The sequence below is a fragment of the Mycobacterium pseudokansasii genome (genome assembly GCF_900566075.1).
GTDB lineage: Bacteria > Actinomycetota > Actinomycetes > Mycobacteriales > Mycobacteriaceae > Mycobacterium > Mycobacterium pseudokansasii.
Window position 1 is genome coordinate 5619601 of record NZ_UPHU01000001.1, and the last position, 13961, is coordinate 5633561.

Here is a 13961-nt window from a genome sequence, read left to right on the forward strand (position 1 = left end):
TTACTGACCCGAAGCCGTACCGGGCGGAATCTTGAACGGGTCGGCCGCCTGTCCGGACAGGTTGGCCAATTCCCCGGTCAGGAAGTCGGGCGGGTTGACGACCTCGTCCATGTGCGCCATGTTCGGGTCGAGTGCATACGACGTGGTGAAGAACGTCTCGCCGATACGCCGCAGGGTCAGGTCGAACGTGGTGAACACGTTGAGATAGTCCCCGCGCACCGCCTGTTTGATGCCGAAGTTGGGGAACGGGAAGGTCAGCAGCAGCTGCTGCGAGGTGACGAATTCCTTACGGTTGTCGTTGATCGCCTTCACGACCGAGTACAGGTCTTTCAAGTCTGCGGCGAAGTCGGTCTTGGTCTTGGACAGCACGTGCGAGGTGACCATGGCCAGCTTTTTCAGCGCGGCGAACGCCTCGACGATGCTGGCGCGGTTCTTGTTGAGCACCCGAAGCGCGTCGGGCAAGGTGTCCAGCGCCCGACCCAGGTTGTCCTTGTCCCGGGCCAGGATGCCGGCGAATCTGTTCAGCCCGTCGACCGCGTTGATGATGTCGTTGACCTGCTTGTTGAGTCCGGCCGTCAACTCCGCGAGCCTGGGGATCAGGTCTTTGAACTGACCCTGCCGGCCCGCCACGGCTTGATAGGTCTCGTCGGTGATCTCCTCCAGCGCACCGACATTGCCCTTGTTGACCACCACCCCGAGTGCGGCGAACACCTCCTCAGTGGTAGGCGCGCGGCCCGTGCGGGACTCCGGGATGGACCGGCAGTTCCGGTCGCCCAGCCTGCCGGTCGGATTGTCTGCCGGACGCACCAGGTCGACGTGCATCGAGCCCAGCAGCGACGTCTGGGCGACCGTGGCGGTCGAGTTGCACGGCAGCACCACTTGCTTGTCCATGGCCAATGTCACCGCGGCATAAAAGGATCCGTCGGGCCGCTGCATGGCGTCGATGCCGGCGACACTGCCCACAGTGACGTCGTCGACCATCACCGGCGAGTTCTGCGGCAGCGTCGCCACGTCGGGCATCTCGGCGGTGATCGTGAATGCGCCGTCGCCGTGGCCGGCGGTCCCGGGCAACGGCAGCGAGTTCAGCCCGCCGAACTGACAACCCGCAAGCAGCGTGCTGCCCGCAGCAAAAGCGCTGGCCCGCAACATGATTCGCTTCATCAGCCGGCCCCCTGCTCGGCAGGCAGCGGTGCCGTCGGCGCCGGGGAGCCCGCCGGAGCAGGCTGCGGACCGGCAGCGGCGCTGGGCGGCGGCCCCGGCAGCGGGCCGAAACCGGGCGGGGGGCCCGGCGCTTGGGGAACCAGCAGGCTCTGCAGGTCGGTGCTGTTGCCCGGCGCAGGCTGAGTCGTCGGCTTGGCCGGAATCCAGGTCAACTCCGGAACCGGCGTCTCGGCCTTGGCCTGGGTGGCCGGGGTGTCGTAGATGACCTGGCCCTTGTAGGCCGTGATCGTGTTGAGCGGGTGGAACATGATCGGCGGGTAGTTCGCCGTGAGCCGGCGCAGCACCGGTCCCAAGCGCTCACGGCACAGTTCGGCGCGCCGGTAGTAGTCGGGTCCCGACGTTCCCGCAGGGGTGTCGAACGAGCCGCCGCAGATGAATTGCACGGGGTTGGCGAAGTTGGGTATCGACAGCAGACCGTTCAGGGTGCCCTGCGCGGGGTCGTAGATGTTGTAGAAGTTGGCGATACCGGGACCCGCCACGTGCAACACCTGTTCGAGGTTGTCGCTCTGGTTGCTCAAGGTCTGGGTAAGGTCGCCCAGCTGGCTGACCGTTTCGATCAGCGTCGAGTTGTTCTCGTGCAGAAAGCCCCGGATATCGGAGAGCGCCTGGTTGAGCGTGCCCAGGGTGTGGTCCAGGTTGCGTGAGCTGTCGGCGAGCACCTGCGACACCGAGGCCACGTGCCCGGCGAACTGAACGATCTGCTCGTTGCTCTGCGACAGCGCGTCGACCAGTACCTGCAGGTTCTTGACGGTGCTGAAAATGTCGCTGCGCGAATCCCCCAGGCGCCCGGCGACTTGCGAGAGTTCCTGCAGCGCCTTGTGGAACGAGTCGCCGTTGCCGTCGAGGGTGTCGGCGGCCTGGTTGATCGCTGCTCCCAGTGGGCCCTGCAGTTCCCCCGCGGCCGGACTGAGCGTGACCGACAGTTGCGTCAGCGCCTCCTTGACCTCGTCCCACTCCACCGGGACCGCGGTGCGGGACAGCTCGATGCTGGCGCCGTCGGGCAGCACCGCGCCGCCGGTGTAGGCGGGAGTGAGCTGAATGAACCTCGCCGCCACCAGGTTTGGCGACATGATGACGGCCTGGGCGTCGCGGGGAACCTTGACGTCCTCGGACACCGACATGGTGATCTTGACGTCGGACGGCCGCGGCTCGATCGCGTCCACGGTACCGACCGGAACCCCGAGGATGCGGACCTCGTCGCCGGGGTAGAGCCCGACGGCGGAGGTGAAGTACGCGACGATCTTGCGGCCGTTGCCGCCCACCGAAGCCAGCACGTAGACACCGCCCACCAGCACCGCGACCAACGCGATGATGGTGACGGTGCGCACGCCCCGGCGGCCGAAACGTCGTTGTATGGCGGTCGTCATGGTGACTTCGGCCTGATGATCCAGCGTTCCTGGATGAGCCCGCGCAGATAGTCGGCGAAGCTGTCCGGCAGTTTGCCGGGCTGGTAGACCATGTCGAACACCATGGCCATCAGCGGCGCCGGAATCGCGCTGAAGACGTTGACGTTGAATCCCGGTCCGGATCCGACGACCTCGCCCAGCGTGGTCGCGTAGGCCGGCAGCCGCTTGAGGGCTTCGGTGATGTAGTCGCGGCGCTCGTTGAGGTTGCTCAGCACCTGGTTGAGCTTGGAGAGGGCCGGGCCGAACTCTCGGCGGTTGTCGGCGACGAAGCCGGAAATCTGCGCCGAGACGTCGTCGATGCCGGAGATGAGCGCGCCCAGCGCGGCACGGCGCTCGTCGAGCGCGGCGAACAACTGGTTGCCGTCCTCGATCAGCTTGTTGACCTGCGCGGCGCGCTGCGACAACACCCCGGTTACCGTCTTGGCGTGCGCCAGCAGACCCTGCAGCGCTTCGTCGCGACTGTTCAGGGTGCGCGACAGCGACGTCACGCCGTCCAGCGCACCGCGCAGCTGCGGTGTGGCGTCATGCAGCGTCTCGGTGAGCACCTTCAAGGCCTGCTCGAACTGCGGCTTGTTCAGGTCGTTGGCGTTGCGGCCCAGCTCCTCGAGGGCGCCGTTGAGTGTGTAGGGCGTGGTGGTGCGGTTCAACGGAATCGTGGTGGCATGCCCGCTGCCGGCAGGGGTGACTGCGATGGACCGCTCGCCGAGGATGGTGTCGGTCCGGATCGCGGCCAGCGACTGGTCGCCGACGACGACTTTGCGGTCCACGCTGAAGGTGATCTTGGCGCTGTCACCGGCCAGGCTCACCTCCGAGACCTTGCCCACCTTGAAGCCCGAGACGTAGACGGCGTTACCGGGCGTGATGCCGCCCGCATCGGTGAAGTAGGCGTCGTAGGTCTTGCCCTGAGGAATGAAGGGCAGCCCGGCGTAGCCGAATGCGATCAGCACGACGCAGACCACCAGCACCACGCCGAAGATGCCGGTGCGCAGCGGGTCGCGATCGCGTTTACTGCCTGGCTTCTTACTTGGCAAAGGCGCACCTTCCCTTGCTGGGATCCGGCTGACCGCCCATCGGGATCAGGATGTCGCTGCCGGCCGGACCGTTGATCTTGATCGTCACGGTGCAGAAGTAGATGTTGAAGAACGCCCCGTAGGAGCCGAGTGCCGCCAACCGCAGGTAGTCCTCGCCCAGCTGTTCGATGTCGTTGTTGATCTCGGCCTTGCGTTCGTCGAGCTCGGTGGCCAACGGCCGGGTGTTTTCCAGGATGCCCTGCAACGGCCGACGCGAATTTCTCAGCAGGTCGGTGAGATCGGTTGTCGTCGAGGCCAGCGGCGGGATCGCGCCGGCAACCGCGTCCTTGTTGTCGGCCAGCCCGGTGATCAGCTGTTGCAGCTGGTCGACACTGGCGGAGAATTGCGCGCTCTTCTGGTCGACGGTGGCCAGCACCGCGTTGAGGTTGGTGATCGCGTCACCGATCAGCTGGTCGCGTTGGCCCAGGGCCGTCGAAAAGGCGCTGGTTTCGGCGAGCACGTCCGACAATGCGCCGCCCTGGCCTTGCAGCAACTCGATGACCGCGCTGGTGATCGTGTTGACCTTGTCCGCGTCGAGGCCCTTGAGCACCGGCTTCAGTCCCCCCAGCAGCGCATCGAGGTCCAGCGCCGGCTGAGTGTGCTGGGCGTTGATGGTGCCGCCCGGCGGCAGCTTGCGCAGCTCCCCGGGCCCGGAGGTGATCTCCAGGTACCGGTCGCCGACCAGGTTTTCGTACCGGACCATCGCACGCGTGGACGAGTACAGCGTGTAGCGCTTGTCGACTCCGAACGTCACGTCGACGGTGTTGTCCGGGTTCAGCGCGACCCCCGAGACCGCCCCGACCGGTATGCCGGCGATGCGCACCTTCTGGCCAGCCTTCAACCGGGACGCGTTGGTGAAGGTGGCGTGGTAGCTGGCTTCGGGGCCGAACCGGAAGTCGCCGAACACCACCACCAGCGCCGCGGCCACCAGCAACATCGCCAGTGCGAAGATGCTGACCTTGATCACCATCGAGCGATGCGACGGCACGCCCCCGCCGGCCATCAGAAGTCGTCCCGTTCGGCGAAGGCGCCGTGGAACAAGAACTGCAAGGTCGACGGCGCGTCAACCTGCACCTCGGTGAACGGCTCGTATGGAATGTTGGCGTTGTCGGTGACCAGGAACGGCGCGCGGTAGAACGACCCGCCGTTCTGTTTGGTCGGGATGTCGGGCAAACCGCGGCAGTTCGGCCCGCCGGAGGCGTTGACGATCGGCAGGCTCTCCGGGTAGGTGTAGGCCGGCGCGCCCAGCACGAAGTTCGACGAGGTGAACAGGCCCGCCTTGCGGACCCCGATCAACGGCGCGAATTCCTTGATACCGCGACCGATTCCTTTGAACAGGCAGCCGAATTCCGGCGAGTAGTCGGCGGCCACCTTCAGCGGGGCCCGCAACCGGTTGATGGCATCGATGAAGTTCTGCTCGGCGGGCTCCAGCGTCTCGTAGGCGTTGTTGGCCAGGCCGATGGTGGCCAGCAGCGTGGTGTTCAGGTCCTTCTGCTTGTCCACCAGTGTCTTGTTGATGGTGGGCAGGCTGTCGAACACGGTGTTGAGGTCGGGCGCGGCGTCGGCGTAGACGTTGGTCACGATGCCCGCCTTGCGGAAATCCTCCTGCAGGGTGGGCAGCTTCGGATTCGCTTGGCGCGTCAGCGTATTCAGCCCCGACAACAGCGCGCCGAGATCGTCGCCGTGGCCGCGCAGGCCTTCGGACAGCGCGCTGAGCGTTCCGTTCAATTCGACCGGGTCGATTTTGTGCAGCAGGTCGATGAGCGACTGGAACAGCGTGTTGACCTCCAGCTGCACCTGGGGTGCCTCGACATGCGCGTTGGGGCGCAGCGACGTGGGCGACGGCGCCGTCTTGGGCGGTTCGAACTCCACTGACTTGGCCCCGAAGATGGTATTGCCGGCGATGCGGACCGTCGCGTTGGACGGGATGAAATGCATCTCGCCGCTTCTGATGGCCAGCCGCAGCCGTGCCTGGTCACCGCTATAGGTGATGTCCTCGACGGTGCCGACCTGGACACCGCGGAACTTGACCTTGGCGCCCTTCTCCATCACCAGCCCGGCCCGCGGCGCGGACACGATGACGGTGTCGGTCGAGGTGAAGGCCGCGGTATAGGACAGGTAGGTCAGGACGGCCGACCCCACCATCAGGCCGGCCAGCAGCGCTGCCGCCACCCGCACGCTGGTGCGTCGCGATCCGCCCGCCATGGTCCTATCGAGTCCTTATCCAGAGAGGTTGAAGTTGCCGGACGCGCCGTAGACGGCGAGCGAGATGAACAACGTGATGACCACCACCACGATCAGCGAAGTCCGAACGGCCTGACCTACGGCGATGCCGACGCCGACCGAACCGCCGCTGGCGTTGTAGCCGTAATAGGTATGCACCAGCATCACCGCGATCGACATCACGATCGCCTGCAGGAACGACCACAGCAGGTCGGACGGGATCAGGAAGGTGTTGAAGTAGTGGTCGTAAAGGCCTTTGGACTGCCCGTTGATGAACACCGTGGTGAAGCGGGCGGCGAAGAACGCGGCCAGCACCGACAGCGAATACAGCGGAATGATGGCGACCAGACCGGCGATCAACCGGGTCGACACCAGGTACGAGACCGAGTGGACGGCCATGCATTCGACCGCGTCGATCTCCTCCGACACCCGCATCGCGCCCAGCTGGGCGGTGGCGCCGGCGCCGATGGTGGCCGCCAGGGCGATGCCGGCGATCACCGGTGCGACGACGCGCACGTTCAAAAACGCCGAGAGGAATCCGGTGAGCGCCTCGATCCCGATGTTGCCCAGCGACGAGTAGCCCTGCACCGCGATGACGCCACCGGAGGCCAGGGTCAGGAAGGCCGCCACGCCGACCGTGCCGCCGATCATGACCAGCGCGCCCGCGCCCAGGGTCATCTCGGCGACCAGCCGGATGGTCTCTTTGCGATAGCGGGTGATGGCGTTGGGGACGTAGCGCACGGTTTCGCCGTAGAACAGCGCCTGCTCGCCGAAACTGTCCACCGGCTCCTGCAGTCGGGACATGAATCGGCGGAAGCGGATAGTGACGTCATAGCTCATCGCTTCATCACCATCGCTTGCTTTCCTTCATGTGTTACTTCGCCGAGATTCGTACGCCGATGGCCGTCATCACCACGTTGATCACGAACAGGCAGATGAACGCGTAGACGACGGTTTCGTTGACCGCGTTGCCGACGCCCTTGGGCCCGCCCTTGACGGTCAGGCCACGGTAACAGCCGACCAGCCCGGCCATCACGCCGAACAGCAGCGCTTTGACTTCGGCCAGGATCAACTCCCGAAGGCCGGTCAGCACGGTCAGCCCGTTGATGAAGGCACCGGGGTTGACCCCCTGCAGGAAGACGGAGAACACATAGCCACCGGACAAACCGATGGCGCACACCAATCCGTTGAGCAGCAACGCGACCAGCGTCGACGCCAAAACCCTTGGCACGACCAGGCGTTGGATCGGGTCGATACCCAGTACCCGCATCGCGTCGATCTCTTCGCGGATGGTGCGGGCGCCCAGGTCGGCGCAGATTGCGGTGGCGCCGGCGCCGGCCACCACCAGCACGGTCACCACCGGGCCCAGCTGGGTGATGGTGCCGAATGCCGTTCCGGCGCCGGAGAGGTCGGCCGCACCGATTTCACGCAGCAGGATGTTGAGGGTAAAGGCGACCAGGACCGTGAACGGGATGGAGACCAGCAGGGTGGGGACCAGTGATACCCGGGCAACCATCCAGGTCTGATCGAGGAACTCGCGCAACTGAAACGGACGCCGGAAAGCAGCACGTGCGGTATCGATCGACATTTCGAAGAACCCGCCGACGGCCCGGGCCGGAACCGCAAGCTGTTGAATCAACTTGGTTCCCCCGTCTGCTAGGCGGCGAAGCCGATGTGTCCCCTGAGCCCGAGCGGGGGCCAGATGCGGCTCCTGGCGAGCCGGCTCATATTAACCCAGAACGACTTCGCCGTGTCAATGAACAGTACTTTGCATAACCTGCGTTAATTTGGCTGGTTAAACCCTTTCTCGTGCGGTCGTTCTGACACAGGTTCTAACTGCTGAAGCAGGGCCCGACAAGCCCCCCGGTCGTCGTCGGGTCCCTACTGTGCCATCAGACCGGTAGCCGAAAAATTGCGGTCCGGAGCCCGGCCAGCAAAGTAATCCCGCAGTGTGTCACTCAGCTGCGCGGGCTCCCACGCCTGGCCGTCCGCGCTGAAGCGCTGCTCGACCGTCGGCGCGGCCACCAGCGTCACCTGCGGGCCGTAGACGATGAACAGTTGCCCGTTGACCTCCGCGGCCGCCGGCGACGCCAGAAACTGGACCAGGCTGACCACGTGTTCCGGTGACAACGGGTCGATTTCACCTTCTGCGATTTCGGGCTCGGCGCCGAAGACCTCGGCGGTCATCGCGGTGCGGGCCCGCGGGCAGATTGCGTTGGCGCGCACGCCGTAGCGTCCCAGCGCCCGCGCCGCCGACAGGGTGAGCGCGGTGATGCCCGCCTTGGCCGCTCCGTAGTTGGCCTGCCCTGCGGGACCGACCAGCCCCGCCTCCGAGGAGGTGTTGACCAGCCGGGCATACACCGAGCCGTCCGCGGTGTCTTTGGCTTTCGCGCGCCAGTAGGTGGCCGCGTTACGGGTGAGCAGGAAATGGCCGCGTAGGTGTACCGCGATGACCTGGTCCCAGTCCTCGTCGGACATGTTGAACAACATCCGGTCGCGGGTGATACCGGCGTTGTTGACCACGATGTCCAGCCCGCCCAGCCCGTCGGCGGTTGCGACGAGTTCGTCGGCCGTTGCGCGTTGGCTGATGTCGCCGGCGACCGCGACCGCTTTGGCGCCGATTGCGTTGATCTCGTCGATGACATCCGAGTTGTGCAGGGCGGCGCCGATGTCGTTGACGACGACGACACCGCCGAGCCTGGCCAGCCCCACCGCCTCGGCGCGGCCCAGTCCCGCGGCCGCGCCGGTGACCACCGCGACCTTCCCGGACAGATCGGTCGCGTTCGTGCTGCTGCCCGGCGACGATGCGGACCTTGCGGGGGTCGCAGCAGAAGCCGGGCCATTGGCCCTAGTCAATTATGAATACCTCTAGTTCGGGTTGTTCGGGTTGTTCTGGGGCCTAGTCCTCGCGGAGCAGGGCCGCCCGCGGACATTCGGCGATCGCCTGCTCGGCCAGGGCCTCTCGGTCCGGCGGAATGGGGTCAAGCTTCACGACGGCATAGTCCTCGTCGTCCAGGTCGAAGATATCCGGTGCAATTCCCAAGCACACCGCGTTACCTTCGCACCGGTCACGGTCCACCTTTACCCGCACGGCATCCTCCCTGAAGCTGGCGCTTTACCTGATCACTCCGTAGCACCACCATAGGGCTGTGGCGCCTCTGACGAAACGGTCGCTGGATTCCCAGACTAGAACGTGTTACAACCGGGAGAACGGATGGGTAGCCGTTCGCCTTCGTTCAGGCGCTCGTTCAGGCGCTCGTTCAGGCGGCCGTTTCGGCGGCCGTTTCGGCGGCCGTTTCGGCGGCCAGTGACGGCACTATGTGCACGACGTTTGACCGGAGGCGGCAGGAATGCGCATCAGTTACACACCTGAGCAGGAAGACCTGCGCCGCGAACTGCGGTCGTACTTCACCACCTTGATGACGCCGGAGCGGCGCGAGGCGCTGAGCTCGATCGGGGGCGAAATCGGCCTCGGCAATGTGTACCGGGAGACGGTCGCGCAGATGGGCAAGGACGGCTGGCTCACCCTGAACTGGCCCAAGGAGTACGGCGGCCAGGACCGCTCGCCGATGGACTCGCTGATTTTCGCCGACGAGGCGGCGCTGGCAGGTGCACCGGTGCCGTTCCTGACGATCAACAGCGTCGCGCCGACCATCATGGCCTACGGCACCGACGAGCAGAAGAAGTTCTTCCTGCCGCGAATTGCTGCGGGGGATCTGCATTTCTCGATCGGCTACTCCGAGCCGGGCGCCGGCACCGACCTGGCGAACCTGCGCACCACCGCCGTCCGCGACGGCGACGACTACGTGATCAACGGACAGAAGATGTGGACCAGCCTGATCCAGTACGCCGACTACGTCTGGCTGGCGGTGCGCACCAACACCGATTCTTTGGGGACCAAGAAGCACCGGGGCATCTCGGTGCTGATCGTGCCGACAACCGCCGACGGGTTCTCCTGGACGCCGGTGCACACCATGGCCGGCCCCGACACCAGCGCCACCTATTACTCCGATGTGCGGGTGCCGGTGACCAACCGAGTCGGCGAGGAGAACGGCGGCTGGAAGCTGGTGACCAACCAGCTCAATCACGAGCGGGTCGCGCTGGTGTCGCCGGCGCCGATCTTCCTGTGCCTGCGCGAGGTTCGTGAATGGGCGCAGAACACCAAGGATTCCAGCGGAGCGCGGCTCATCGACTCGGAATGGGTGCAGCTCAACCTGGCCCGGGTGCACGCCAAAGCCGAGGTGCTGAAGTTGATCAACTGGGAGCTCGCGTCATCGCAGGACGAGGCGCCGTCTCCGGCCGATGCCTCGGCCGCCAAGGTGTTCGGGACCGAGCTGGCCACCGAGGCCTACCGGCTGCTGATGGAGGTGCTGGGTACCGCGGCCACGCTGCGCCAGGATTCGCCGGGCGTATTGCTGCGCGGCCGGGTGGAGCGGATGCACCGGGCGTGCCTGATTCTGACCTTCGGTGGCGGTACCAACGAAGTGCAGCGCGACATCATCGGCATGGTGGCGCTGGGCCTGCCCCGGGCCAGCCGCTGAAAGGACTGGAGCAGCAATGGATTTCTCGACAACCGAGGCCGCGGCCGATCTTGGCGGTCTAGTGGACACCATCGTCGACGCGGTGTGCACCCCACAGCATCAGCGGCAGCTGGACGCACTGGAGCAACGGTTCGACCGCGAGCTTTGGGACAAGCTGGCCGGCGCCGACATCCTGACCAGCGCGGCGGCGACGTCGCTGGGTGGCGACGGATTCGGGGTGCTCGAGCAGATTGCGGTGCTGGTCGCGCTGGGTCACCAGCTGGCCGCGGTGCCCTATCTCGAGTCGGTGGTGCTGGCCGCCGGTGCGCTGGCCCGGTTCGGCCCCGAGGAACTGCAGCAGGGCTGGGGGGTGCCGGCGGTCAGCGGATCGAAGATCTTGACCGTCGCGCTAGACGGTGAAATGGGCGAGGGCCCGGTGCAGGCCGTTGGCGCCGCCGAGGGCTATCGGCTTAGCGGCACGCGCACCCAGGTGGGCTACGGCCCGGTCGCGGACGCCTTTCTGGTTCCCACCGAAACCGATTCCGGCACCGAGGTTTTCCTTGTCGCCGCCGATGACCCGGGGGTGCGCGTGACAGCTCTGCACACCACCGGCCTGGGCAGCATCGGGCATCTGACCCTGGATGGTGTTGCGGTGGACGGCTCGCGCCGGGTTGGCGGCAGTACCGTGGTCGCCTGGCTGCGCACGATATATTCCTTGGGCCGCAGCGCATTCCAGCTCGGCGTCTTGGAGCGCGGATTGCGGATGACGGCCGAGTACGCCCGTACCCGAGAGCAATTCGACCGCCCGATCGGCAGCTTCCAGGCGGTGGGGCAACGGCTGGCCGACGGTTACATCGACGTCAAGGGGCTGCGGCTGACGCTGACCCAGGCGGCCTGGAAGGTCGCCGAAGATCTGCCGGCCGAGCTCGAGGTGGCCTCGGCCGCGTTCTGGGCCGCCGACGCCGGGCATCGGGTGGCGCACACGATCGTGCACGTGCATGGCGGTGTCGGCGTCGACACCGATCACCCGGTGCATCGATACTTTCTGGCAGCCAAGGAGACCGAGTTCGCCCTGGGCGGTGCCACCAGGCAGCTGCGCCAGATCGGGCGTGAGCTGGCAGAGACCCCGGCCTAGTGGCTTGCGTGACTGTAGCGTCGCGGTGGGATGCGAACGTGACTGCGGCGTCACGCTCGAGACGAGAAGTCCGAAGCATTGAGCACTGATCCGACCGTCACCCAACTGCTAGTGCCGTTGGCCGAAATCGCGGACCGGGGCGTGTATTTCGAGGACTCTTTCACCAGTTGGCGTGATCACCTACGGCACGGAGCCGCTATCGCGGCGGCGTTGCGTGATCGTCTGGATCCCGGGAGTCCGCCGCATGTCGGGGTGCTGCTGCAGAACACCCCATTCTTCTCGGCGATGTTGGTGGCGGCCGGGATGTCGGGCATCGTTCCAGTGGGTCTCAATCCGGTGCGCCGCGGCGCGGCACTGGCCCGCGACATCCGGCACGCCGACTGTCAGCTGGTGCTTGCCGACTCGGAATCTGCTGCGTCGCTGGGGGATCTGGACCATGTCAACGTGGATTCCGCCGGATGGGCCGACGAGGTCGCGGCTCAACACGACGCCGGCGTGTGTTTCCAATCCTCCTCACCCGCAGACACTTTCATGTTGATCTACACCTCGGGCACCAGCGGTGACCCGAAGGCGGTGAAGTGCAGTCACAGCAAGGTGGCGATCGCCGGCGTGACCATGACCCAGCGCTTCGGCCTGGGCCGCGATGACGTCTGCTACGTGTCGATGCCGTTGTTCCATTCCAACGCGGTCCTGGTCGGATGGGCGGTGGCGCTGGCATGCCAAGGGTCAATGGCGTTGCGTCGTAAGTTTTCTGCCTCCGGGTTCCTGGCAGACGTGCGCCGCTACGGCGCCACCTACGCCAACTACGTCGGCAAACCGTTGTCGTACGTGCTTGCGACACCCGAGCAGCCCGACGACGCCGACAACCCGCTGCGGGCGGTGTACGGCAACGAAGGTGTGCCCGGTGACGTCGAGCGGTTCGGGCGCCGGTTCGGCTGTGTGGTCATCGACGGGTTCGGTTCGACCGAGGGCGGCGTGGCGATCAGTCGCACGCCCGACACTCCGGCCGGTGCGCTCGGACCGCTGCCGGAGGGTATTCAGATCGTCGACCCCGAGACCGGCGAACAGTGCCCACCGGGCGTCATGGGCGAGTTGGTCAACATCGCCGGGCCCGGTCGCTTCGAGGGCTACTACAACGACGACGCCGCCTCCGCCGAGCGCATGGCCGGCGGCGTCTATCACAGCGGCGACCTGGCTTACCGCGACGCGGCCGGCTATGCCTATTTCGCGGGGCGGCTGGGTGATTGGATGCGCGTCGACGGAGAGAATCTCGGTACGGCACCGATCGAACGGGTGCTGCAGCGCTACCCCGGAGTTGCCGAGGTAGCGGTTTATCCGGTACCCGATCCGGTGGTGGGTGACCAGGTGATGGCGGCGGTGGTGATGGCGTCCGGGGTCGACTTCGACGTCGACTCGTTCCGGGCTTTTCTGGCCGGACAGCCCGACCTGGGGCCCAAGCAGTGGCCGTCATACGTCCGGGTGAGCGCGACGCTGCCCCGCACCATGACCTTCAAGGTGCTCAAGCGCCAACTTTCGGCCGACGGTGTCGACTGCGGTGATCCGGTGTGGCCGATACCGCGATAGCGGATTTCGCCGAGGCACCGCTTGGTGTTGGTACCGGCCGGCCAGGATCGGTACTCGTGTCAGGCGATTATGCCCGTCGACCAAGGTGCAGATGACTGGCGAACCGCATACGTCACTCGAAGAGAGCTTTGCAGAGCTCGCTGCCGCAGTGCCGGCGGTCATTGGCCTGGCCGTCGCCGCACCGGGACAACCCGGGGCATCTGTGGTGGGCCGGTGGTCGTCCGGTGTTGCTTGGTCAACGATCAAGGTGCCGTTGGCGATCGCTGCGCTGCGTCGTGACCGTGGCCGCGCAAAAGACTTGACGGTCAAGGCGATCACCGAATCGGACAATATCGCCGCGGAAGCGCTATGGTCGCAACTGGGAGATCCCGCTGACGCGGCGCGGCAGGTGCAAGACGTACTCCGAGAAGCCGGCGATACGTGCACCGTAGTCGAATCCCGTCGGCTGCGAGAGGGTTTCACGGCATTCGGGCAAACGCAGTGGCCGCTGGACCGGCAAGCACAATTCGCGGCGTCCCTGCCGGGGATTTCCGACGCCGACCGTGTCATCGACTTGATGCATCGTCTCGTCGACGACCATCGTTGGGGGTTGGCCGCCAAAGGTGCTGCCGCGAAAGGTGGTTGGGGTCCGGGCAGCGAGGGCGATTATCTGGTAAGGCAATTCGGAATCTTTCCCACCGCATCCGGCCATGCCGGTGTGGCGTTGGCGGCCCAGGCGAAGGCTTTCGAGGCCGGGGTGGATGCGCTCAACCAGATGACGGCCTGGCTCGTCGGCCGGGTCCCCGAGCTGATCCGGCGCTGA

13 protein-coding genes are annotated in these 13961 nt (G+C 66.0%); 4 read left to right on the plus strand and 9 right to left on the minus strand.

Annotated elements, in window-relative coordinates:
* The 9 genes from EET10_RS25365 to EET10_RS25405 form a co-directional block, all read right to left on the minus strand.
* Positions 1-1161: an MCE family protein gene (locus EET10_RS25365; RefSeq protein WP_036406438.1), complete on the minus strand. Its 1161-nt coding sequence runs from the start codon at positions 1159-1161 to the stop codon at positions 1-3.
* Entirely contained in the window at positions 1161-2588 is a 1428-nt protein-coding gene (locus EET10_RS25370) for a virulence factor Mce family protein (protein ID WP_063466854.1), read from the minus strand. Before EET10_RS25370 ends, EET10_RS25365 begins: the two co-directional genes overlap by 1 nt.
* Positions 2585-3658, minus strand: a complete 1074-nt coding sequence (locus EET10_RS25375; protein WP_036406436.1) for a virulence factor Mce family protein — start codon at positions 3656-3658, stop codon at positions 2585-2587. Before EET10_RS25375 ends, EET10_RS25370 begins: the two co-directional genes overlap by 4 nt.
* Entirely contained in the window at positions 3648-4700 is a 1053-nt protein-coding gene (locus EET10_RS25380) for an MCE family protein (RefSeq protein WP_063466856.1), read from the minus strand. The genes EET10_RS25375 and EET10_RS25380 overlap by 11 nt, the downstream gene beginning before the upstream one ends.
* Complete coding sequence (locus tag EET10_RS25385; protein ID WP_036406433.1) at positions 4700-5902, minus strand: virulence factor Mce family protein; 1203 nt, start codon at positions 5900-5902, stop codon at positions 4700-4702. Before EET10_RS25385 ends, EET10_RS25380 begins: the two co-directional genes overlap by 1 nt.
* A gap of 15 nt (positions 5903-5917) precedes the next feature.
* The gene (locus EET10_RS25390; RefSeq protein WP_036406431.1) at positions 5918-6760 is read right to left on the minus strand and encodes an MlaE family ABC transporter permease; all 843 of its coding nucleotides are present in this window, start codon (positions 6758-6760) and stop codon (positions 5918-5920) included.
* Between the two features lie 34 nt (positions 6761-6794).
* Positions 6795-7559, minus strand: a complete 765-nt coding sequence (locus tag EET10_RS25395) for an MlaE family ABC transporter permease (protein ID WP_036406428.1) — start codon at positions 7557-7559, stop codon at positions 6795-6797.
* 242 nt (positions 7560-7801) lie between these two features.
* Positions 7802-8776 carry a 3-oxoacyl-ACP reductase gene (locus tag EET10_RS25400; RefSeq protein WP_122502586.1) on the minus strand — a complete coding sequence of 325 codons (975 nt, stop codon included), beginning with the start codon at positions 8774-8776 and terminating at the stop codon, positions 7802-7804.
* 43 nt (positions 8777-8819) lie between these two features.
* Positions 8820-9011: a ferredoxin gene (locus tag EET10_RS25405; RefSeq protein WP_036395462.1), complete on the minus strand. Its 192-nt coding sequence runs from the start codon at positions 9009-9011 to the stop codon at positions 8820-8822.
* A 259-nt stretch (positions 9012-9270) separates the two neighbouring features.
* Here EET10_RS25405 and EET10_RS25410 point away from each other — a divergent pair, with 259 nt between their 5' ends.
* From EET10_RS25410 to EET10_RS25425, 4 genes are all read left to right on the plus strand, one after another.
* Positions 9271-10461 (plus strand): acyl-CoA dehydrogenase, encoded by a 1191-nt coding sequence (locus tag EET10_RS25410; RefSeq protein ID WP_063466859.1) that lies wholly within the window; start codon positions 9271-9273, stop codon positions 10459-10461.
* A gap of 16 nt (positions 10462-10477) precedes the next feature.
* Positions 10478-11575 carry an acyl-CoA dehydrogenase family protein gene (locus EET10_RS25415; protein ID WP_063466860.1) on the plus strand — a complete coding sequence of 366 codons (1098 nt, stop codon included), beginning with the start codon at positions 10478-10480 and terminating at the stop codon, positions 11573-11575.
* A 78-nt stretch (positions 11576-11653) separates the two neighbouring features.
* Positions 11654-13159, plus strand: a complete 1506-nt coding sequence (gene fadD17, locus EET10_RS25420) for a long-chain-fatty-acid--CoA ligase FadD17 (protein ID WP_063466861.1) — start codon at positions 11654-11656, stop codon at positions 13157-13159.
* A 91-nt stretch (positions 13160-13250) separates the two neighbouring features.
* Positions 13251-13961: a serine hydrolase gene (locus EET10_RS25425; protein WP_063466862.1), complete on the plus strand. Its 711-nt coding sequence runs from the start codon at positions 13251-13253 to the stop codon at positions 13959-13961.

Coding starts and splice junctions, on each gene's coding strand:
- EET10_RS25365 (WP_036406438.1), bottom strand. CDS start 1,161: ATGAAGCGAATCATGTTGCGGGCCAGCGCTTTTGCTGCGGGCAGCACG.
- EET10_RS25370 (WP_063466854.1), bottom strand. CDS start 2,588: ATGACGACCGCCATACAACGACGTTTCGGCCGCCGGGGCGTGCGCACC.
- EET10_RS25380 (WP_063466856.1), bottom strand. CDS start 4,700: ATGGCCGGCGGGGGCGTGCCGTCGCATCGCTCGATGGTGATCAAGGTC.
- EET10_RS25385 (WP_036406433.1), bottom strand. CDS start 5,902: ATGGCGGGCGGATCGCGACGCACCAGCGTGCGGGTGGCGGCAGCGCTG.
- EET10_RS25390 (WP_036406431.1), bottom strand. CDS start 6,760: ATGAGCTATGACGTCACTATCCGCTTCCGCCGATTCATGTCCCGACTG.
- EET10_RS25410 (WP_063466859.1), top strand. CDS start 9,271: ATGCGCATCAGTTACACACCTGAGCAGGAAGACCTGCGCCGCGAACTG.
- EET10_RS25415 (WP_063466860.1), top strand. CDS start 10,478: ATGGATTTCTCGACAACCGAGGCCGCGGCCGATCTTGGCGGTCTAGTG.
- EET10_RS25425 (WP_063466862.1), top strand. CDS start 13,251: ATGACTGGCGAACCGCATACGTCACTCGAAGAGAGCTTTGCAGAGCTC.